14 protein-coding genes and 1 tRNA gene are annotated in these 18,959 nt (G+C 69.1%); 9 read left to right on the top strand and 6 right to left on the bottom strand.

Annotated elements, in window-relative coordinates:
- The first annotated feature begins 8 nt into the window (after window positions 1–8).
- The 3 genes from DYS74_RS01145 (at window position 9) to DYS74_RS01135 (ending at window position 3,964) form a co-directional block, all read left to right on the top strand.
- The gene (locus DYS74_RS01145; protein WP_121530322.1) at window positions 9–1,364 is read left to right on the top strand and encodes a glutamine synthetase family protein; all 1,356 of its coding nucleotides are present in this window, start codon (window positions 9–11) and stop codon (window positions 1,362–1,364) included.
- The gene (locus DYS74_RS01140; RefSeq protein WP_121530321.1) at window positions 1,361–2,668 is read left to right on the top strand and encodes an NAD(P)/FAD-dependent oxidoreductase; all 1,308 of its coding nucleotides are present in this window, start codon (window positions 1,361–1,363) and stop codon (window positions 2,666–2,668) included. The genes DYS74_RS01145 and DYS74_RS01140 overlap by 4 nt, the downstream gene beginning before the upstream one ends.
- A 96-nt stretch (window positions 2,669–2,764) precedes the next feature.
- On the top strand, window positions 2,765–3,964 hold the full coding sequence (locus DYS74_RS01135; protein WP_121530320.1) for a DegT/DnrJ/EryC1/StrS family aminotransferase: 1,200 nt from the start codon (window positions 2,765–2,767) through the stop codon (window positions 3,962–3,964).
- A gap of 165 nt (window positions 3,965–4,129) precedes the next feature.
- On the opposite strand, the gene DYS74_RS01130 is transcribed toward DYS74_RS01135, so the two are convergent.
- The gene (locus DYS74_RS01130; RefSeq protein ID WP_121530319.1) at window positions 4,130–4,549 is read right to left on the bottom strand and encodes a CoA-binding protein; all 420 of its coding nucleotides are present in this window, start codon (window positions 4,547–4,549) and stop codon (window positions 4,130–4,132) included.
- Window positions 4,550–4,760: 211 nt separating this feature from the next.
- Window positions 4,761–5,543: a 23S rRNA (guanosine(2251)-2'-O)-methyltransferase RlmB gene (rlmB, locus tag DYS74_RS01125; RefSeq protein WP_121530318.1), complete on the bottom strand. Its 783-nt coding sequence runs from the start codon at window positions 5,541–5,543 to the stop codon at window positions 4,761–4,763.
- A 117-nt stretch (window positions 5,544–5,660) separates the two neighbouring features.
- Here rlmB and DYS74_RS18555 point away from each other — a divergent pair.
- The 6 genes from DYS74_RS18555 (at window position 5,661) to DYS74_RS01100 (ending at window position 14,497) form a co-directional block, all read left to right on the top strand.
- A tRNA-Tyr gene (locus DYS74_RS18555) sits at window positions 5,661–5,744 on the top strand.
- A gap of 126 nt (window positions 5,745–5,870) precedes the next feature.
- Window positions 5,871–6,866: a hypothetical protein gene (locus tag DYS74_RS01120; RefSeq protein WP_121530317.1), complete on the top strand. Its 996-nt coding sequence runs from the start codon at window positions 5,871–5,873 to the stop codon at window positions 6,864–6,866.
- A gap of 87 nt (window positions 6,867–6,953) precedes the next feature.
- Entirely contained in the window at window positions 6,954–7,322 is a 369-nt protein-coding gene (locus DYS74_RS01115; protein ID WP_121530316.1) for a hypothetical protein, read from the top strand.
- Window positions 7,323–7,416: 94 nt separating this feature from the next.
- Window positions 7,417–8,700 carry an O-acetylhomoserine aminocarboxypropyltransferase/cysteine synthase family protein gene (locus tag DYS74_RS01110; protein WP_121530315.1) on the top strand — a complete coding sequence of 428 codons (1,284 nt, stop codon included), beginning with the start codon at window positions 7,417–7,419 and terminating at the stop codon, window positions 8,698–8,700.
- Between the two features lie 277 nt (window positions 8,701–8,977).
- The gene (locus DYS74_RS18550; RefSeq protein WP_183077423.1) at window positions 8,978–12,469 is read left to right on the top strand and encodes a hypothetical protein; all 3,492 of its coding nucleotides are present in this window, start codon (window positions 8,978–8,980) and stop codon (window positions 12,467–12,469) included.
- Between the two features lie 132 nt (window positions 12,470–12,601).
- A complete protein-coding gene (locus tag DYS74_RS01100) occupies window positions 12,602–14,497 on the top strand; it encodes a monovalent cation:proton antiporter-2 (CPA2) family protein (protein ID WP_121530314.1) in 1,896 nt (631 codons plus the stop codon).
- Between the two features lie 52 nt (window positions 14,498–14,549).
- Here DYS74_RS01100 and DYS74_RS01095 read toward each other — a convergent pair whose 3' ends face one another.
- The 4 genes from DYS74_RS01095 to DYS74_RS01080 form a co-directional block, all read right to left on the bottom strand.
- Window positions 14,550–15,059, bottom strand: coding sequence for a CarD family transcriptional regulator (locus DYS74_RS01095; RefSeq protein WP_121530313.1), 510 nt, complete (start codon window positions 15,057–15,059; stop codon window positions 14,550–14,552).
- Between the two features lie 334 nt (window positions 15,060–15,393).
- Complete coding sequence (fdxA, locus tag DYS74_RS01090; protein WP_113901794.1) at window positions 15,394–15,732, bottom strand: ferredoxin FdxA; 339 nt, start codon at window positions 15,730–15,732, stop codon at window positions 15,394–15,396.
- Between the two features lie 108 nt (window positions 15,733–15,840).
- A complete protein-coding gene (locus tag DYS74_RS01085; protein WP_121530312.1) occupies window positions 15,841–16,155 on the bottom strand; it encodes an RNA-binding S4 domain-containing protein in 315 nt (104 codons plus the stop codon).
- The gene (locus DYS74_RS01080; protein WP_121530311.1) at window positions 16,156–18,942 is read right to left on the bottom strand and encodes a helicase-related protein; all 2,787 of its coding nucleotides are present in this window, start codon (window positions 18,940–18,942) and stop codon (window positions 16,156–16,158) included.
- Between the last annotated feature and the right edge of the window lie 17 nt (window positions 18,943–18,959).

The following is an 18,959-nucleotide window of genomic DNA, read 5'->3' as shown; positions in this document are numbered from 1 at the left end:
GGCACATCATGTCAGACTGGACCGATCTGATCCCGCAGGCCGCGCGCGACTACATCGCCGGGCGCCGTCTCGACGAGGTCGAGTGCATCGTCGCCGACATCGCGGGCGTGGCGCGCGGCAAGGCGATGCCGGCCTCGAAATTCGTGCATCAGGACCGCTTCTTCCTGCCGAACTCGATCTTCCTGCAGTCGATCACCGGCGAATGGGTCGACAACCCGATGGGCGCCTTCACCGAGCCCGACATGATCCTGACGCCGGACTGGGCCACCGCCACCGCCGCGCCCTGGACCGCCGACGTGACCTTGCAGATCATCCACAACGTCGAGGACCAGCAAGGCAACCCGGTGCCGACCGCGCCGCGCAACGTGCTCAAGCGCATCCTTGCGCTTTACGAGGCCGAGGGCTGGAAGCCGGTGATCGCGCCCGAGATGGAATTCTTCCTCGTCGCGCGCAACCTCGACCCGAACCAGCCGATCATCCCGCCGATGGGCCGCTCGGGCCGCCGCGCCGCGGGCAAGCAGGCCTATTCGATGTCGGCCGTCGACGAATACGGCAAGGTGATCGACGACATCTATGACTTTGCCGAGGCGCAGGGCTTCGAGATCGACGGCATCTTGCAGGAAGGCGGCGCCGGTCAGGTCGAGATCAACCTCGCCCATGGCGATGCGGTGCATCTGGCCGACCAGATCTTCTTCTTCAAGCGGCAGATCCGCGAGGCCGCGCTGCGCCACGACTGCTTCGCCACCTTCATGGCGAAACCGATCGAGGGCGAGCCCGGCTCGGCGATGCACATCCACCAGTCGGTGGTCGACGTGAAGACCGGCGAGAACATCTTCTCGGAGCCCGACGGCAGCGAGAGCATCCAGTTCATGTATGCCATCGCCGGGCTGCAGAACCACCTGCCCGCGGTGATTGCGCTGCTCGCGCCCTATGTGAACAGCTATCGCCGCTACGTGCCGGACTTCGCCGCGCCGATCAACCTCGAGTGGGGCCGCGACAACCGCACCACCGGGCTGCGCGTGCCGATCTCGGGCCCCGCCGCGCGGCGCATCGAGAACCGCCTCGCCGGGATGGACTGCAACCCCTACCTCGGCCTCGCCGCCTCGCTTGCCTGCATCTATCTGGGCCTCAAGGAGAAGCGGATGCCGCGCCCCGAATGCATCGGCGACGCCTACATGAACGAGACCGACCTGCCCTACAACCTCGGCGACGCGCTGGATCTGTTCTCCGATTCCGCGCCGGTGCGCGAGGTGCTGGGGATCGAGTTCTGCACCGTCTACGAGGCGGTGAAACGCAACGAATACAAGGAGTTTCTGCAGGTGATCTCGCCCTGGGAGCGGGAACATCTGCTGCTGAACGTATGAATCTTCTCTTCGCCAACGACCGTCCCGGGGAATTCCCGCAAAGCTTCTATGCCGCGAGCCGCGATGCCGCGCCCGACCGTCCCGCCCTGGCGGGGGCGGTCCGCGCCGATGTCGCGGTGGTCGGCGCGGGATATACCGGACTGTCGGCGGCGCTGCATCTCGCCCGCGCGGGGCGGCGCGTCGTCGTGCTCGAGGCGCATCGCGCGGGCTTTGGCGCCTCGGGCCGCAACGGCGGGCAGATCGGTTCGGGCCAGCGGCTCGAGGTGACGGATCTCGAGCATATGGCCGGCAAGCCCGCGGCGCGGCGGATGTGGGACATGGCCGAGGAGGCGAAGGCGCTGACCTATGCGCTCGCCGCCGAGGCGGGCGTGCCGACCCATCGCGGCATCGCCCATTGCGCCGTGCACGAGCGCGAGGTTGCCCACGCCCATCACATGGCCGAGCACCTCGCCACCCAGTACGGCTATGACGCGATCACGCCGCTTGACCGCGACGGGCTTGCCGCGCTGATCCCCTCGCCGCTTTACGTCGGCGGCGACATCGACCGCGGCGCGGGGCATTTGCATCCGCTGAACCTCGCGCTTGGCCTCGCCCGGCTGGCCGAGGCCGCGGGGGCGCAGATCTTCGAGCGCTCGGCGGTGACGAAGATCCGCCACGCTCATCACGCGGGCGAGACGAGCCGGGTGATCACCGCGGCGGGCGAGGTCAGCTGTGACCACGTGATCCTCGCCGCCAACGGCTATCTCGACCATCTCGAGCCGAAGATCGCCGCGCGCGTGATGCCGATCAACAATTACATCGTCGCCACCGAACCGCTGGGCGCCCGCCTGCGCGAGGTGCTGACCGAGAACATCGCCGCGCATGACACGAAATTCGTGGTGAACTACTGGCGCGCGCATGAAGACCGGCTGCTCTTCGGCGGCGGCGAGACAGTCAGCTATCGTTTCCCGCGCGACATCGCGGCGCTGGTGCGCAAGCCGCTCGAACAGGTCTATCCGCAGCTGAAGGGGGTGAAGATCACCCATGCCTGGGGCGGCACACTGGCGATCACGGTGAACCGGATGCCCTGCTTCCGCCGCCCCCATCTGAACTGCCTCTCCGCATCGGGCTTCTCGGGCCATGGCGTGGCGCTCGCCACCCATGCCGGAAAGCTGATGGCCGAGGCGGTGACGGCGACCGGCGACGGTTTCGACGTGATGGCAGCCCTGCCCGCCCATATCTTCCCGGGTGGCAGCCACCTGCGCTTCCCGCTCCTCGCGCTCGGCATGGGTTGGTACAGCCTGCGCGATAGACTGGGATTCTAGGCGACACTTCGCCGGCGACACGAAACTTTCACTTGGCCTGCGGCCCGCAGCATCTTACAGCTTTCCCGAATGTCACATTCAGGAAAGCTGAAATTCATGCCCCGTGACGGCGCACTCGCCCCCACCTGCCCCCCGCCGAACTGCTACGACGCCGAGCCCATCCCCGAGGCCGCGCGCGCCGAGATCGAGCGGCTTCTCGCCTCGGGCGACCTGTTCCGCTACACCTCGGAGAATGCGCCGGTGTCGCAGCTCGAGGCGGAGTTCGCCGCCTTCATGGGCACCCGCTATGCCGTTGCCGTCGCCTCCTGCTCGGCGGCGCTCTTCCTCTCGCTGAAGGCGCTCGACCTGCCGCGCGGCGCGCGGGTGCTGGTGCCCGCCTTCACCTTCGCCGCCGTGCCCTCGGCGATCGTGCATGCCGATTGCGTGCCGGTGCTGGTCGAGGTGGGCGAGAATTTCCGCGTCGATCTCGACGACTTCCGCGCCAAGTTCGACGACAGCATCGCGGCGGTGCTGATCTCGCACATGCGCGGCCACACCTCGGACATGGACGCGATCATGGAGCTCGCCGACGCGAAGGGCGTGCCGGTGATCGAGGATGCGGCACACAGCCTCGGCACCGTCTGGGACGGCAAGAAGATCGGCACGATCGGCAAGATCGGCTGCTTCAGCTTCCAGAGCTACAAGCTGGTGAACGCCGGCGAGGGCGGGGTGCTGGTGACCGATGACCCGGAACTCGCCGCCCGCGCGATCATCATGTCGGGCGCCTACGAGCACAACTGGAAGAAACACCCGGGGCTGCAGAACAGCTTCGTGCACTGGCAAAACCAGCTGCCGCTCTACAACACCCGGATGCAGAACCTGTCGGCCGCGGTGATCCGGCCGCAGCTGGCCGAAGTGCCGCGCCGCGTGCGCGACGGGCTGGCGAACCACGATTACGTCGCGGCGAAGCTGAACGAGAGCCCCTGGCTCGACGTGCCGCCCGCCCTCGGCCCCGAGACGCGCGCCCCCGACAGCCTGCAGTTCAACCTCAAGGGCGACTGGACCGATGCCGAGGCGCTGCGCCTGCAGGACGAGGCCAGGGCTCGCGGCGTCGGCGTGCAGGTCTTCGGGCTGAGCAAGGACAATGCCCGCGCCTTCTGGAACTGGCAGTTCCTCGGCGAGCTGCCCGAGCTGCCGAAGACCCGCGCGATGCTGATGCGCGCCTGCGACACCCGCCTTCCCGCGCGGCTGACCCGCCCCGAGCTCGACTTCATCGCCGATGCGATCGTCGAGGCGGCGGCGGCGGTCAAGGGTTGAGGGCGCAGGGGGGGCTGCCCCCTCGCGGCTGACGCCGCTCACCCCCGAGGTATTTCAGGCAAGGAGAAAGCAGGGGCCTCGTCACCAAGGCGAGGCCCTTCGCTTTTCATCTTGCCGAAAATACCTCGGGGGGCGCGCAGCGGGGGGCAGAGCCCCCCTCCCCGCTCACAGCCCGAGCCGCGGGATCTCCATCTTCGGGCAACGGTCCATCACCACCCGCTTGCCGGCCGCGCGAGCGCGGGCAGCGCCCTCCGCGCTGATCACGCCAAGCTGCATCCAGACCGTGCGTAGCGCCGGCAGATGGGCAAGCGCCTCGTCGACGATGCCGGGCACCGCCTCGGGCGCGCGGAAGATGTCGACCATGTCGACGGCGATCTCTGGAGGGATCGAGGTGAGATCGGCAAAGACCGTCTCGCCGAGGAAGCTCTGGCCGGCGAGGCCCGGGTTGACCGGAATCACCCGGTATCCCTTCGCCTGCAGGAAGGCCGCGACGTAATGCGAGGCGCGGTCGGTTTTCGCGGAAAAGCCCACGACGGCGATCACCTTGGTGGTCTGCAGGATCTCGCGGAGTTCGGCATCGGTCATGGGAGCCTCCCTTTCAGCCGGACAGATAAAAATGCGCCCGAACCAGAATGGCCGGGCGCACAGGTGCGGAACGAGGGACAGTGAACTGAAACACAGCGGTTCCAAGCTGCGCTTCTGTGATCTTACATAGGTATGTGAAACCGCGGTTAAAGGGGGGCGGGAACGAATCGCGTCTTTGTGAAAGATCCGCGCGCCGCATCCCCCATCGCCCTCAGCGATGCGTCGCCGCGTAAAGCGCCACCGCCGCCGCATTCGACACGTTGAGCGAGCCGAATTCCCCGCCGAAGGGGATCTTCACCAGACGGTCGCAGGTGTCGCGCGTCTTCTCGCGCAGGCCCGGCCCCTCGGCGCCAAGCACCAGCGCCACGGGCCGCGTGCCGACGGCGGCCAGCGCCTCGGCCAGCGTTTCCTCGACCTCGCCCGCAAGGCCGAGCAGCACATAGCCCATCTTGCGCAGTTCCTCCATCGCATCGGCGAGGTTCGTCACCCGCAGATAGGGCTGGCGTTCGAGCGCGCCCGAGGCGGTCTTTGCCAGCGCGCCGGTCTCGGGCGCCGAATGCCGCGCCGGGGCGACAACGGCGCGCGCCCCGAAGACCTCGGCCGAGCGCAGGATCGCGCCGACGTTGTGCGGATCGGTCACCCGGTCGAGCAGCACGACCAGCGGCGCGCCGCGGCCGGTGAGCGCCACGTCCTCGAGCTTGCCCCAGTCGAGCGGCTTGACCTCGAGCGCGGCGCCCTGGTGCACGGAATCGGGCGCGAGCGGCACCTGCGTGTCGAACTTGCGCGGATCGACGATCTCGGCCGTCATGCCCGAGGCGGCGATCGCATCGGTCAGCTTGTCGGACGCGTTCTTCGTCAGCACGAGGCGCAGCCTCACCCGCGCCGGGTTCACCAGCGCGTCGCGCACCGCATGCAGGCCGAACAGCCACACGGTTTCCGCCGCCGCCGCGCGCTTGGCGCGCTCCTTCTCGATCACCCAGGTCGGTTTCTTCATCGCCGCTCCCCTTTTGTCCCTTCCTGCGCCGGCAGCGCCGTTTTGGCAAGAGCCGCGAAATCCGTGAAAAACCCGCTTGACGCCCCCCGACCCCTTCGGTAAATCCCGCCCCACGTCGGGTGACGAGCTGCAAGGTGCGGCAGCGGACTGTAACTCCGCCGGGGAGACCCACGCCTGGTTCGATTCCAGGGTCACCCACCATTCCCCCCCAGGATTGGTGATTTTCGCAAGGCCTGCGGGCACTTCTGCTGCGGTCTTCGCGCGCGCGGCACCTTCCCTCCGCCGCCGCTCTGCCGCTATAGTGTCGCGACAGTGAAAGGCATTACGATGACGGGCACAGCGGCCAGCGGGCAAACCTACAACGTGTTCTGTGTGGCGCAGGCCGGGCGGCTCGAATACGAGGCGATCCTCTTCGCCCTCTCCTTCCGCAAGACCAATCCCGATTTCGCCGGCCGGCTGCTGATCGCCGAGCCCACGGGCGCACGCTGGTCGCAACCGGTGCGGATCTCGGACCCGGTGCGGGCGCTGCTGACGGAAGCCGGCGCCGAGATCGTCCCCTTCGAGAACAAGCACTTCGGCGAAAGCTATCCCTACGGCAACAAGATCGAGGCGATGACGGCGCTGCCGGCCGAGCCTTTCGTCTTCTTCGACACCGACACTGTGTTCACCGGGCCGCTGAGCAGCGTGGGCTTCGATTTCGCGCGCCCCTCGGCCTCGATGCGGCGCGAGGGCACCTGGCCCGAGCCGCCGCTCTACAAGGTCGGCTACACCGAGATCTGGAAGAGCCTCTACGACCATTTCGGCCTCGATTTCGAAAGCTCGCTCGACCTGAGCAAGCCCGATGAATACTGGCAGCGCTATCTCTACTTCAACGCCGGCTGGTTCTTCGGCGCCGACGCCCAGGCCTTCGGCAAGCGCTTCATGCATTATGCGCACTGGATCCGCTGGAGCACACCCGACGAACTGGCCAGCCAGTCGCTCGATCCCTGGCTCGACCAGATCGCGCTGCCGCTGGTGATCCACTCCTTCGGCGGCGGCCGGCCTGGGCCAGAGCTTGCCGGGCTCGATGGCGCGGTCTCCACCCATTACCGCGCCCTGCCGCTGCTCTATGCGCGCGAAAGCGACGCAGCGGTGGCGATGGTCGAGGAGGTCACGGCGCCGAACGCGGTGAAGAAGGTGCTGAAGACCTACCTGCCCGCGAAGAAGCTGATCTATCAGCACAAGGGCCAGAAGCTGCGGCGCAAGTTCGACCGCGACGCCCTGCCGCGGCGCGAGCAGGTGCTGCGCAACGCGATCCGGCGCGAGGGGCTCTGGCTGCGCTGAGGCGCCGCCACATTTCCACCACGGTTTTCCCGCAATCCCACCGCAGTTTGCCGTTAACTTTTTGGCAGAGCGTAGAGGGAGAAACCCATGGACCGGCTCATGGAATTCACGGTTCCGATTCTCGGTGCGGAAGTCCCCGTCGTCATGACCACCCTGACCGGCATCGGCCTGGCGATCTTCGCCGAGGCCGTGCACACCGGGCTGTCGGGCTGGTTCCGGCCGCTGCGGTTTCTCGGCACGCTTGCGGCGCTGGCGCTGGCCTCGGCCTTTGCGGCAGAGCTGCTGGCCTTCATCGTGCAGCCCTTCTCGACCTCCGCGGGGGCGCCGTTCAGCCCTGACCGGATGATCGAGTCGGCGGGCCAGCTTGGCGCGATCGGCTTCACCTACATGGTGCTGAAATGCTTCATCGCACCGGCCTGGTACCGGCTGCGCGGGCATCTGCACCTCGGCCTCTAGGTCCTGAGCCGGAACATCCCGCGCAAAACGAATGTGTTTGAAGCGCCCCGGGCCCGGCGATAGGGTTCGCCCCGATGCATTTCGGGAGGCGCATATGACCGACTTTTCCTTTGACACGCTGCAGGTGCACGCCGGGGCCGAGCCCGACCCCGCGACCGGCGCCCGCCAGGTGCCGATCTATCAGACCACGGCCTATGTCTTCAAAGACGCCGATCACGCGGCGCGGCTCTTCAACCTGCAGGAAGTGGGCTACATCTATTCGCGGCTGACGAACCCGACGGTCTCGGCGCTCGCCGGCCGCATCGCCGCGCTCGAAGGCGGCGCGGGGGCGGTGTGCTGCTCCTCGGGCCACGCGGCCCAGATCATGGCGCTCTTCCCGCTGATGGGGCCGGGCCTGAACATCGTCGCCTCGACGCGCCTTTACGGCGGCACCATCACCCAGTTCGGCCTGACGATGAAGCGCTTCGGCTGGGGCTGCACCTTCGTCGATTTCGACGATCCCGCGGCGATCGAGGCGGCGGTGGACGAGAACACCCGCGCGATCTTCTGCGAGTCGATCTCGAACCCCGGCGGCTACATCACCGACCTCGACGCGGTGGCTAAGGTGGCGGACAAGCTCGGCCTGCCGCTGATCGTCGACAACACCCTTGCCTCGCCCTACCTGTGCCGCCCGATCGAGCATGGCGCGACGCTGGTCGTGCATTCGACGACGAAATACCTCACCGGCAACGGCACGGTGATGGGCGGCGCGATCGTCGATTCCGGCAAGTTCGACTGGTCGGCCTCGGACAAGTTCCCCTCGCTCAGCGCGCCCGAACCGGCCTATCACGGGCTGAAGTTCCACGAGGCGCTCGGGCCGATGGCCTACACCTTCCACTCGATCGCGATCGGGCTGCGCGACCTTGGCATGACGATGAACCCGCAGGCAGCGCATTACACGCTGATGGGGATCGAGACGCTCAGCCTGCGCATGGAAAAGCACGTGGCGAACGCGAAGGCCGTGGCCGAGTGGCTCGAGAAGGACCCGCGCATCGACTATGTCACCTGGGCGGGCCTGCCGTCCTCGCCCTGGCACGACCGGGTCGCGAAGATCTGCCCGAAGGGCGCCGGCGCGCTCTTCACCGTGGCGGTGAAGGGCGGCTATGACGCCTGCGTCAAGCTCGTCGACAATCTGAAGCTCTTCAGCCACGTCGCGAACCTCGGCGATGCGCGCTCGCTGATCATCCACCCCGCCTCGACCACGCACCGCCAGCTGAGCGAGGAACAGCAGGTCGCCGCCGGCGCCGCGCCGGGCGTGGTGCGGCTCTCGATCGGGATCGAGGATGTGGCCGACCTGATCGACGACCTCGATCAGGCACTGGCCGCCGCCACCGCCTGAGGCGGCACCGCGAGAACCAGGAAGGCCGGGCCCTGCGCCCGGCCTTGTTCCGGGTGCGGGGCGCAGCAGAAATAAGCCCTCAGCCGGGCGGCGACAGTCGCTCCAGGGATCGCCCCCCATCACTTTTTCAACATTCGGCGGAGAAATGCCGCCCGATGCGGGTGCTGGCAGGGCCGGCGGCCCGGGCCCCGCTTTTCATGGCGGGGAAGATGCTTTACCAAGGAAGGAACCGCCTGCGCCCGTTCCGGCGCCCGTCCCGCATGTCCAGAGCCCCGTCATGAAACCCAGCTTCGCGCTCAATCTATCGCATGACGGCATCGGCCTGCTGCACCGCACCCCGACCGGCTGGGAGATCCTGGGCGAAGTCAGCCTCGATGCGCCGAATCTGGCCGAGGAACTTGGCCGGATGCGCCGCCTGGCCGAGGCGCGTGCCCCCGAAACCGGCGTGCTGACCAAGCTGATCATCCCGGCAAGCCAGATCCTCTATGCCGAGATCGCCGCCCCCGGCCCGCGCCCCGCAATGCGCCGCCGCCAGATCACCGCCGCGCTCGAGGGGATGACGCCCTACGAGGTGCCCGACCTGGTCTTCGACTGGTCGGGCCGCGGCGAGCGGGTGCAGGTGGCGGTCGTGGCACGCGACACCCTGGCCGAGGCGGAAAGCTTTGCCGAGGACTGGGGCTTCTGCCCGGTGGGCTTCGTCGCCGTCCCGGCCCCCGGCAACTTCGCCGGCGAGCCCTGGTTCGGGCTGAGCTCGGTCGCCGGCCGTCACCTGCCCGAGGGCGTGCGGCTGGATCGCGACCAGGACCCGGTGCCGCTGGCCACGGCCCCCCATGCCGCGCCGCTCGACCTGATGGCGGAAGGGGCCGAAGCCGTTGCCCCCCTCCCGGAAGCGCCGATGCCGCCTGCCGCTGAGGAGATCCCCCCGCTCGAGGACACGCCGTCCCCGGACAGCGGGATCGCGACCGAGGCGCTCGCGGTCGAGGAGATGATCGCGCCCGCCGAGGCGGAGCCTGCGACGGAGACGGAGACGGAGACGGAGACGGAGACGGCGCCCGCGATGGACACGGTCGCCGAGCCCGAGGTGGTCGCCGCGGAGGCGGAAAGCACCGAGGCAGCGCCTGCCGAAGAGAGTGCCGAGACGGCCTTTCCCGAGCCGGCCGATGTCCCCTCCGACGTTCAACCCGACTCCGACGTTCCGCCCGAGCCGCCGGTCGCCGAGGCCGCTCTCGCCGAGGCACCCCCCGAATCTGCGGCGGAGGCGCCTCCCCGCCCCGAGCTCGATGATGAGATCGACGATCCCGAGGCCCTTGCCGATCTCGAACACGCGCTGAACGCGCCGCTCGAGGAGGCGCCTGCCCCCGCGGACCGGCCCGCGACCGAAGGCGACGCGGAAGACTACGCCGATGCGCCGGTCGCGGCCGAGGAGCCCCCGGCCGACGCGGATGCCCCGCTCGCGCCGCTCGACGCGGTGCCCGAGGCGGAAGCGGCCGAGCTTGCGACCGAGGAAGGCCCCGCCGAAAGCGACACGCTGGCGGTTGCCGCGGCCCTTGTCGCCGCCGAGGCGAGCGCGATCGAGATGACGGCGGCCGAGATCGCCCCCCCCGCCGAGGACACCCCCGCCGCGGACACCGCGGCAGAGGATGCCGTCGCCGCGACGGCAGAGGCGACTGAAGACACCTCCGCCCCCGCGGAAGAGAACCGTGCCGAAGAGGCCCCGGAAGCGGCCGAGACGGCCGACGAGGCCGTCACGGAACCGCAAGCGGCCCCGGTCGAGGACGCCGCCAACGGCGCCTCCGAAACGGATGACGCCCCCGACGCGGACGCGAAGACCGCGGCCGAGAGCGAGAACGAGGCTGCCGAGCCGAAGGCCGGCGCCGCCCAGCGGTCGCCCCGTGTTCCGCCGCTCGCCGGCGTCGCGCGCGGCGCGGCCCCGCCCCGCCCGCTGGGCGGCGCGCTGCGCACCGCCGCGATCGCCGCCCCCGGGCTCGACCTGCCCGAAGAGGAGGCCGCCCCCGTCCTGGCCGCGCCGCGCAAGGCACAGCGCATCGAGAAGAAGAAACCCGCCCCGGTCGAGCCCGCGCCCGCCCCGCCAGAGACCACGGTCTTCGGCGCGCGCCGGCACAAGGAGGTCGGCGGCAAGCCGCGCCATCTGGGCGTCACGCTGGTGGCCGCGCTGGTGATCTTCCTCGGGCTGGTGGCGATCTGGGCCTCGTATCTCGATGTGCCCGCGCCGCGGGTCGGCACCGACACAGCGCTTGCGCCCACGATCGACGGCCAGGCCGAGGAGCCCCCCGTCAGCACCGAAACCGCGGCGAGCGACCTTCCCGCCGACACCGCCCCCGAGATGCAGGCAGCCGATGGCGACGCCCAGCCAAGCGCCGCGGACGAAGCCGCAAGCGACATGGCCGCCGATGGCGATCTTGCGGGCGCTGATCCTGCCGGCACCGATCCCGAGATGGCGGCCGATGGCATCGCGCCGGATGCCCTCGCAGCACGCGACGCGGTCGGCCCCGACGCTGCGCCCCCGGATGCCGTGGCCCCAGACGCGACGCTGTCGAGCGCGCAGCTGCCCGCCGAACCCGCCGCCGACGCGCCGGAGGCCGCCCCCGCGGAACCCGGCACCGGCGACGCCGCCCTCGCGGCGGCGCCCCCCGCGGCCGAGACCGCGGCCGGCGCGCCGGCCGGCGCCGTGCTCGCGCCTGCCGCGCCGCAGGCCGATGCCCAGCCCGTCGTCCCGGCTGCCCCGCCGCCCTTCGAGGATCTGGCCCGCGTCACGCCGGGCGACAGTTTCGAACCGACGCCCGAGGGCGTGGTGACGCCGGGCGGCTTCACCCTCTACGCCGGCCGCCCGCCGCGCGCGTCGCGCGCCCGCCCCGAGACGGTGACGCAGGCCGCCATCGCCGCCGAGGCGGCCGCCGCCCTGCCCTGGGCTGACCCGGCACTGAAACGCTTCAAGCCGAAGACCCGGCCGGCGGGTGTCGAGACCGCCGCCACCGCCGCGGCGCCTGCCGTGCAGCCGGCCCCGACACCGGCCCCCGCGCCGGCCCCCGACACCGCAGTGGCCGCGCCGGCCGCGCCGCTCTCTGCCGAAGAGCTGCGCCTTGCCGCTCAACGCCCCTCGGCCCGGCCGGCAGCCGTGCAGCGCAGCGCCGAGATGGCCGCCGCCGCAGCCGAGGCCGAAGCGGCAAAGGCCGAAGCAGAGGCCAAGGCGGCCACAGCGGCGGTTGCCGATGCCACCTCGCAGGCGGTCTCGGTCTCGCGCCGCCCCGCGGCCCGCCCGCGCAGCTTCAAGACCTCGGTCGAGCAGGCGCTCGCGCTTGCCATCGCCTCCGAACCCGAGCCGGTCATCGCCGCCGCGGCACCGGTGCCGGTGGTGGTGGCTCCGCCCGCCCCGGTCGCCGCCCCCGCTCCGGCCCCGCAGAAGGCCGCCCCCGCGCCGCGGCGTACCGTGGCCACCGCGCCCGAGCCGCTGGTCGAGCTGGACGAGCCCGAGCCGACGATGCCGACGCGCAACATGCCGACCTCGGCCTCGGTGGCGAAACAGGCGACCGAGCAGAACGCGCTGGCGCTGCGCGAGATGAACCTGATCGGCGTTTACGGCGGCTCGGGCAATCGCCGCGCGCTGATCCGGATGCCGAACGGCCGCTTCGTCAAGGTCTCGGTCGGCGACCGGCTCGACGGCGGCAGGGTCACCGCCATTGGCGACGGACAGCTGACCTATCAGAAGGGCAGCCGCACCCTGATGCTGAAGATGCTCAAGGGCAGCTGACGGGCGATAACAGCTTCGACAAACGACGGTTTCTGCCTTGCCGCCGGGGCGTGATGCTCTAGGCTTGTCGCGTTCACCCTCCCCCTTTCCTCCGGCCGCTTCGCGCGGCCCAGTTGACGAGTCCCCGCGCACATGACCGGCTTCCTGATTCAGGCCACACTTTACCTATTCGCGATGGTGATCGCGGTGCCGCTGGCCACCCGCGCGGGGCTGGGCTCGGTGCTGGGATACCTTTGCGCCGGCATCCTGATCGGGCCGGTGCTGGGCCTGTCGGGGTCGGAGATGACGGATCTGCAGCATTTCTCCGAATTCGGCGTGGTGATGATGCTGTTCCTGATCGGGCTGGAGCTGGAACCGCGCGCGCTCTGGGCGATGCGCGACAAGCTGGTGGGGCTGGGCGGCTTGCAGGTGCTGCTGACGATGGCGCTGGTGACGATCTTCACGCTGTCCTTCGGCCAGACCCTGCCGGTCGCGGTGGCCCTTGGCATGATCTTCTCGCTCTCCTCGACGGCGATCGTGCTGCAGACGCTGAACGAGAAGCGGCTGATGCAGACGGCGGGCGGGCGCTCGGCCTTCGCGGTGCTGCTGACGCAGGATATCGCGGTGATCCCGATGCTGGCGCTGCTGCCGCTGCTGGCGCTGCCGGGCGCGCGCGCCGTCGCCAAGGCCGAGGCGGCGGGCGATCACCCGGTCAGCCGCTTCATCGACAGCATGCCGGGCTGGGGCGTGACGCTGATGACGCTCGCCGCCGTCGCCTTCATCATCATCGCCGGGCACTATCTGGTGCGGCCCGTCTTCCGCTTCGTGCATGGCGCACGGCTGCGCGAGATCAACACCGCGATGGCGCTGCTGATCGTTGTGGGCATCGCCTCGCTGATGAGCCTCGTGGGGCTCTCGCCGGCGCTTGGCACCTTCCTTGCCGGCGTGGTTCTCGCCGACAGCGAATTCCGGCACGAGCTCGAAAGCGACATCGAGCCGTTCAAGGGCCTGCTGATGGGCCTCTTTTTCATCACCGTCGGCGCCGGCATCAATTTCGCGGTGATCACCGCCCAGCCGTTCCAGATCATCGGCCTCGTCGCCGCACTGGTGGCGGTGAAGGCCGGGGTGCTCTACGTGCTCGCCCGCATCTTCCGGCTGAAGGGGGCGGATCGCGGCCTCTTCACCCTTGGCCTGGCGCAGGCGGGCGAGTTCGGCTTCGTCCTCGTCTCCTTCGCGGTCAGCCAGCGGATCCTGCCCACGCCCGTCGCGGAAAAGGTGCTGGTGCTGATCGCGCTCTCGATGCTGATCACGCCGCTGCTGTTCATCCTGAACGAACAGCTCGCGCGCCGGTTGCGGCGCGAGGACGACGGCCCCGATGCCGACGAGATCGACGAGCAGCAGCCGATCATCATCGCCGGCGTCGGCCGCTTCGGCCAGGTGGTGAACCGGATGGTGACGATGTCGGGCTTCCGCACCACGGTGCTCGATGCCGATCTGAAGACGATCCAGCTGATGCGCACCTTCGGCTTCAAGGCCTATTTCGGCGATCCGACGCGGCCCGACCTGCTGGCGGCGGCGGGGCTGGCCAAGGCGCAGGTGCTGGTGGTGTGCCTTGACGACAAGGCCTCGGCGAACCGGCTGGTGGCCTATGCCCGCTCGGTCCGGCCCGATCTGCACATCATCGCCCGCGCCCGCGACCGGATCCATGTGTTCGAGCTCTACAAGGCCGGCGCCAACGACATCGTGCGCGAGCTCTTCGACTCGTCGCTGCGCGCCGCGCGCTATGTGCTGGAAAACGTCGGGCTGAACGAGTTCGAGGCCTCCGAGCTCGAGAAGATCTTCTTCAAGATCGACCGCGCCGCGGTGCGCGATCTGGCGCAGGCCTGGAAGCCCGGCGTGCCGATCGAGCAGAACCCCGAATACATCCAGCGCACCCGCGAGCTGAACGCCGAGCTGGAAGCGGCGATGCTGAAAAGCTTTTCCCGGCGCGAGGAGAAGGGCGAGGAGCCCGAGGCCACCCCCGCCACGCCGCTCGACAGCAAGGGCTGAAACGCGAACGGGCCCCGCAAGGGGGCCCGTCGTGAGGACATGTCGGGAAGGCTCAGGCCGCGCGGCCCACGAGCACGTCGTCGACCTTCTTCGCCGCGCCCGCCTCGTCGGTGCCCGAGACCGCCGCAACCTCGCGGGTCAGACGTTCCAGCGCCGCCTCGTAGAGCTGACGCTCGGAATAGGACTGCTCGCGCTGGTCATCGGCGCGGTGCAGATCGCGCACCACCTCGGCGATCGACAGCAGGTCGCCCGAATTGATCTTCTGCTCGTATTCCTGGGCCCGGCGCGACCACATCGCGCGCTTGACCTTGGCCTTGCCCTTCAGGGTTTCGAGCGCCCTCGACACCACGTCCGGGGTCGACAGGCCACGCATGCCGATGTCGAGCGCCTTGTGGGTGGGCACGCGCAGGGTCATCTTGTCCTTCTCGAAGGAGATGACGAAAAGCTCGAGCCGGAGACCGGCAATCTCCTGCTCCTCGATCGACATGATCTTGCCGACGCCATGGGCAGGGTACACAACGAAATCGTCCGGACGAAACTCGGTCTTCTTGGTCTTGGTCATTCAGTCGCTTCCTCGCAGCCGGTCCTTCGCCCACCGATTTCAGCGCAGAAAACATCCCCGGCGCCGAAGCTCCGCGATGTCATTTTCTCTCACCAGAAACGCCTCGGGCAGGCGAGCAGGTCCGCCGAGGTTTGGGGGGTCGAACTCCTTGTCACAGGAATGTAGCACAAAATAAGGTCATTTCAAAGCGCTGCGGCACAGCACGAGACCGTGATGCCGCAGATTCAAGGCCTTGGCCGTAAAAAATCCGATTCTTTCCCTTGGGGAAGCAGGCCTGACCCAGCCGAATCGGGTGCTCTCCCCGTTCCCGGACGCTCCCGGGGGAATCGCCCGATCAGTCGCCGGTGCCGGGATTCGGCGAGAAGTACTTCTCGAGCTTGCCGGTCTCGCCGTCGTGCTTCTCGTGATCGGGAAGCGGTTCCTTCTTCTGGGTGATGACGGGCCAGATCTCGGCGTATTTCCGGTTCAGCTCGACCCAGCTTTCCATCCCCGGCTCGGTGTCCGGGCGGATCGCGTCAGCGGGACACTCGGGCTCGCACACGCCGCAGTCGATGCATTCGTCGGGGTGGATCACCAGCGTGTTCTCGCCCTCGTAGAAGCAGTCCACCGGGCAGACCTCGACGCAGTCGGTGTACTTGCAGGCGATGCAGTTGTCGGTGACGACATAGGTCATGGAGAAACCCCGGATCGTTTGCGCTTTTTTCGTTTCCTAGCCCTGCCGTGCGGATCAATCAAGAGCGCGAGGACCGGAAAGACCGGCCGCGGCATTCTTGCCGCGGGGTCAGGACGGGCGTTCCGCGGTTTCGGCGGCCGGGGAAACACCGGCCTCGCCCAGCTCGAGGAACAGCTCGGCCGCCTCGGTCGCGGGGCCGCGGCGCAGGCCGCAGCCAAGGACGCGCAGAACCCGCACCCGCCCGGCGACCGCAATGGTCAGAACGTCGTCCGGGCCGACGGCGCGGCCCGGCTTGTCGGTGCGGTTGCCGTTCACCCGGACCCGCCCCTTCGACACCAGTTCGGCGGCAAGCGCGCGGGTCTTCACCACACGCGCGTGCCACAGCCACTTGTCGATGCGGATGCGATCCGGGCTGTCGTCCACTCAGGGCTTGCTCTTGAAGCCCATCAGCGCGGCGGCGAAGGGGTTGTCCGGGTCGATCGGCTTGTCCTTCTTCGGCGGACGGGCCTCGAAGGCGCGGGACTTGTCCTCGTCGCGCGGCTTGCCGTGCGGCTTGCCCTTGCCCTTCGGCTTGCCGCCCTTGGCGCCGTCGCGGTCGCCACGGAACTCGGGCTTGCCACCCTCGCGGCGCGGCTTGCCACCGCCCTCGCCCTCGCGACGCGGGGCGCGCTCGGGGCGCTGCGGGCGCGGACGCGGGGCCCAGGCGAAGGTGTAGAACACCTCGGTCTCGGGCTCGGCCGCGGCAGCCTCTGCCTCGGCTTCGGTCTCGGCAATCGGCGAGGTCTCTTCCGGGATCGGGTTCTCGGCGCCCTCGACCGGCGGCTTCGGCTCGGCCACGGGACGGGTCTTCGCCCGTTCGCCCTTCTCGGCGCGATAGCCCAGCCCCTGCATCAGGTCGGCGAACTGCTCGAGCGTCATGCCGGTGATCGACAGCATGTCGGGCGTCGCCTCGAAGCCGCCACGTGTGTCTTGCGTGCGCAGCAGGTCGGCCAGCCGTTCAAGCATGTCGATGCGGATGGCGCGGCTGCCCGCCGGGCGATAGCCCGAGAGCGTGTAGGCCGAGACCGGGACTTCGGCGATATGCGGGATCGTCACGAGGCCCGGAGGCGGGCTTTCGGGGAATTCCTGCAGCCCGTCCCAAAGCGAAGCGAGAACCAGCCGCAGCCGGGTCGGCGCGGGCTTCAGCAGCGCCTGCTGGAAGATCGTGTACTGGCCGAAGCGCACGCCATGCTTGCGCAGCAGGCCGCGGGCGTCCTGGTCAAGCTCCTTGACCTCGTTGGCCACGCCCTCGCGCGGCAGGATGCCCATATGCTCGACCAGCCGGAAGGCGAAGCCGCGGGCAAGCCCCGTCAGCGCCTCGTCGCGGCTCATCGCCAGAAGCGGCTCGAACAGCGCGGCGACCTTGCGGTCGATGAAATGCTGCAGGCGGCGCTTGACCTTCTCGGCCACATCGGCGCCCGCTTCCTCGTCGACGAAGGCCTCGACCGAGGGCTTCATCGGGTCGGAGCCCTTCACCAGCTTGCCCACCGCGAGCTCGCCCCACATCAGGCCACCCTGCTCGGTGAAGTCCATCTCGGTGTCGGGCGCGTTGTAGAAGCGGTCCGCCCGCAGGCTGAACTCGGGCTTCAGCGCCTCATAGGCGGCGCGCGCCAGCATCTTCGCCTCGTCAGGCGACGTGGTCGCGTCCTGCCGGAAGCGGAAGCCTTCCAGACGGCCGGCGAATTCGCCCTCGACCGTCACTTCGCCCTTGTCGTTCACCTCGGCCACGAGGGTCTCCTTCTGCTTGAGCCGGCGCAGCAGCACAGAGGTGCGCCGGTCCACAAATCGTTGGGTCAGCGCACCGTGCAGCGCATCCGACAGGCGGTCTTCTACCGCGCGCGTTTCCTCGCGCCAATGGGTTTCGTCATCGACCCAGCCCTTGCGTTGCGCCACGTAGGTCCAGGTGCGGATGAAGGCGAGCCGTTTCGACAGCGTGTCGATGTCGCCCTGAACCTTGTCGATGCGCGAGATCTGGCCCGCAAGCCAGTCCGAGGGCACACCCTTGCCCTCGCGCAGGAAGCCGAAAATGCGCGCCAGAAGCGTGGCATGTTCAGCCTCGGAAATCGAGCGGAAATCGGGGATGCGGCAGACGTCCCACAGCAGGCGCACGTCATGCGGATGGCCGATCCGGCCGGAAATCTCGGGCATCTCGACCAGCGCCTTCAGCGCGCGCAGGTCGTCCGCCTCGCGGCCGCGGGTCAGCCACTGGTTCTGCGGGCTTTCCTCGAGCGAGCGGATCAGCCGCTCGGGCGTGCCGAATTCAAGCCGCGGGTTGCGCCATTGCAACCGCTGGATCGGGGCGAAGCGGTGCTCCTCGACGGCGGCGATCACCTCGGGCGGCGGCGGGCTTGCCTCGCCGGTCACGCCGAAGGTGCCGTCCATCGTGTGCCGCCCGGCGCGGCCGGCGATCTGGCCGATCTCGTGCGGGAACAGGGCGCGCATCCGGCGCCCGTCGAACTTCGCCATCGAGGAGAAGGCGACATGTTCGATGTCGAGGTTCAGCCCCATGCCGATGGCGTCGGTGGCCACGAGGTAATCGACGTCGCCCGACTGATAGAGCGCCACCTGCGCGTTGCGCGTGCGGGGCGAAAGCGCCCCCATCACCACCGCCGCCCCGCCCTTCTGACGGCGCAGCAGTTCCGCGATGGCATAGACATTTTCAACCGAAAACCCGACGATCGCGCTGCGCGGCTTCATCCGGCTTGTCTTTTTCGAACCTGCCCAGCTGAGTTTCGAGAACCGCTCGCGGCGGGTGAACTGCACCCCCGGCACCAGCGCGGCAATCGCCCCCTTCATCGTTTCCGAGCCCAGGAACAGCGTCTCGTGCAGCCCGCGCATGTGCAACAGCCGGTCGGTGAAGACGTGGCCGCGCTCTGGATCGGCGCAGAGCTGGATCTCGTCGATGGCGACGAAATCGGCGCCGACCTCGGGCATCGCCTCGGTGGTCGCGACCCAATAGGCCGCGCGCTCGGGCACGATGCGCTCCTCGCCGGTGACCAGCGCCACGACCGAGGGGCCGCGCGCGGTCACGATCCGGTCATAGACCTCGCGCGCCAGAAGCCGCAGCGGCAGCCCGATGACGCCGGTGCGATGCGCCAGCATCCGCTCGATCGCGTAATGCGTCTTGCCGGTGTTGGTCGGCCCGAGGACCGCGGTAATCCGCCCAGACATTTCCCCTGCCCCCTCGC

The sequence above is a fragment of the Paenirhodobacter hankyongi genome (genome assembly GCF_003664585.1).
GTDB lineage: Bacteria > Pseudomonadota > Alphaproteobacteria > Rhodobacterales > Rhodobacteraceae > Rhodobacter > Rhodobacter hankyongi.
This window is presented reverse-complemented; position numbering and strand designations above follow the sequence as displayed.

Bases quoted from the DNA above. Each gene is read 5' to 3' on its own strand.
- DYS74_RS01145 (WP_121530322.1), top strand. From the start codon at position 9: ATGTCAGACTGGACCGATCTGATCCCGCAGGCCGCGCGCGACTACATC.
- DYS74_RS01140 (WP_121530321.1), top strand. From the start codon at position 1,361: ATGAATCTTCTCTTCGCCAACGACCGTCCCGGGGAATTCCCGCAAAGC.
- DYS74_RS01135 (WP_121530320.1), top strand. From the start codon at position 2,765: ATGCCCCGTGACGGCGCACTCGCCCCCACCTGCCCCCCGCCGAACTGC.
- DYS74_RS01130 (WP_121530319.1), bottom strand. From the start codon at position 4,549: ATGACCGATGCCGAACTCCGCGAGATCCTGCAGACCACCAAGGTGATC.
- rlmB (WP_121530318.1), bottom strand. From the start codon at position 5,543: ATGAAGAAACCGACCTGGGTGATCGAGAAGGAGCGCGCCAAGCGCGCG.
- DYS74_RS01120 (WP_121530317.1), top strand. From the start codon at position 5,871: ATGACGGGCACAGCGGCCAGCGGGCAAACCTACAACGTGTTCTGTGTG.
- DYS74_RS01115 (WP_121530316.1), top strand. From the start codon at position 6,954: ATGGACCGGCTCATGGAATTCACGGTTCCGATTCTCGGTGCGGAAGTC.
- DYS74_RS01110 (WP_121530315.1), top strand. From the start codon at position 7,417: ATGACCGACTTTTCCTTTGACACGCTGCAGGTGCACGCCGGGGCCGAG.
- DYS74_RS18550 (WP_183077423.1), top strand. From the start codon at position 8,978: ATGAAACCCAGCTTCGCGCTCAATCTATCGCATGACGGCATCGGCCTG.
- DYS74_RS01100 (WP_121530314.1), top strand. From the start codon at position 12,602: ATGACCGGCTTCCTGATTCAGGCCACACTTTACCTATTCGCGATGGTG.
- DYS74_RS01095 (WP_121530313.1), bottom strand. From the start codon at position 15,059: ATGACCAAGACCAAGAAGACCGAGTTTCGTCCGGACGATTTCGTTGTG.
- fdxA (WP_113901794.1), bottom strand. From the start codon at position 15,732: ATGACCTATGTCGTCACCGACAACTGCATCGCCTGCAAGTACACCGAC.
- DYS74_RS01080 (WP_121530311.1), bottom strand. From the start codon at position 18,942: ATGTCTGGGCGGATTACCGCGGTCCTCGGGCCGACCAACACCGGCAAG.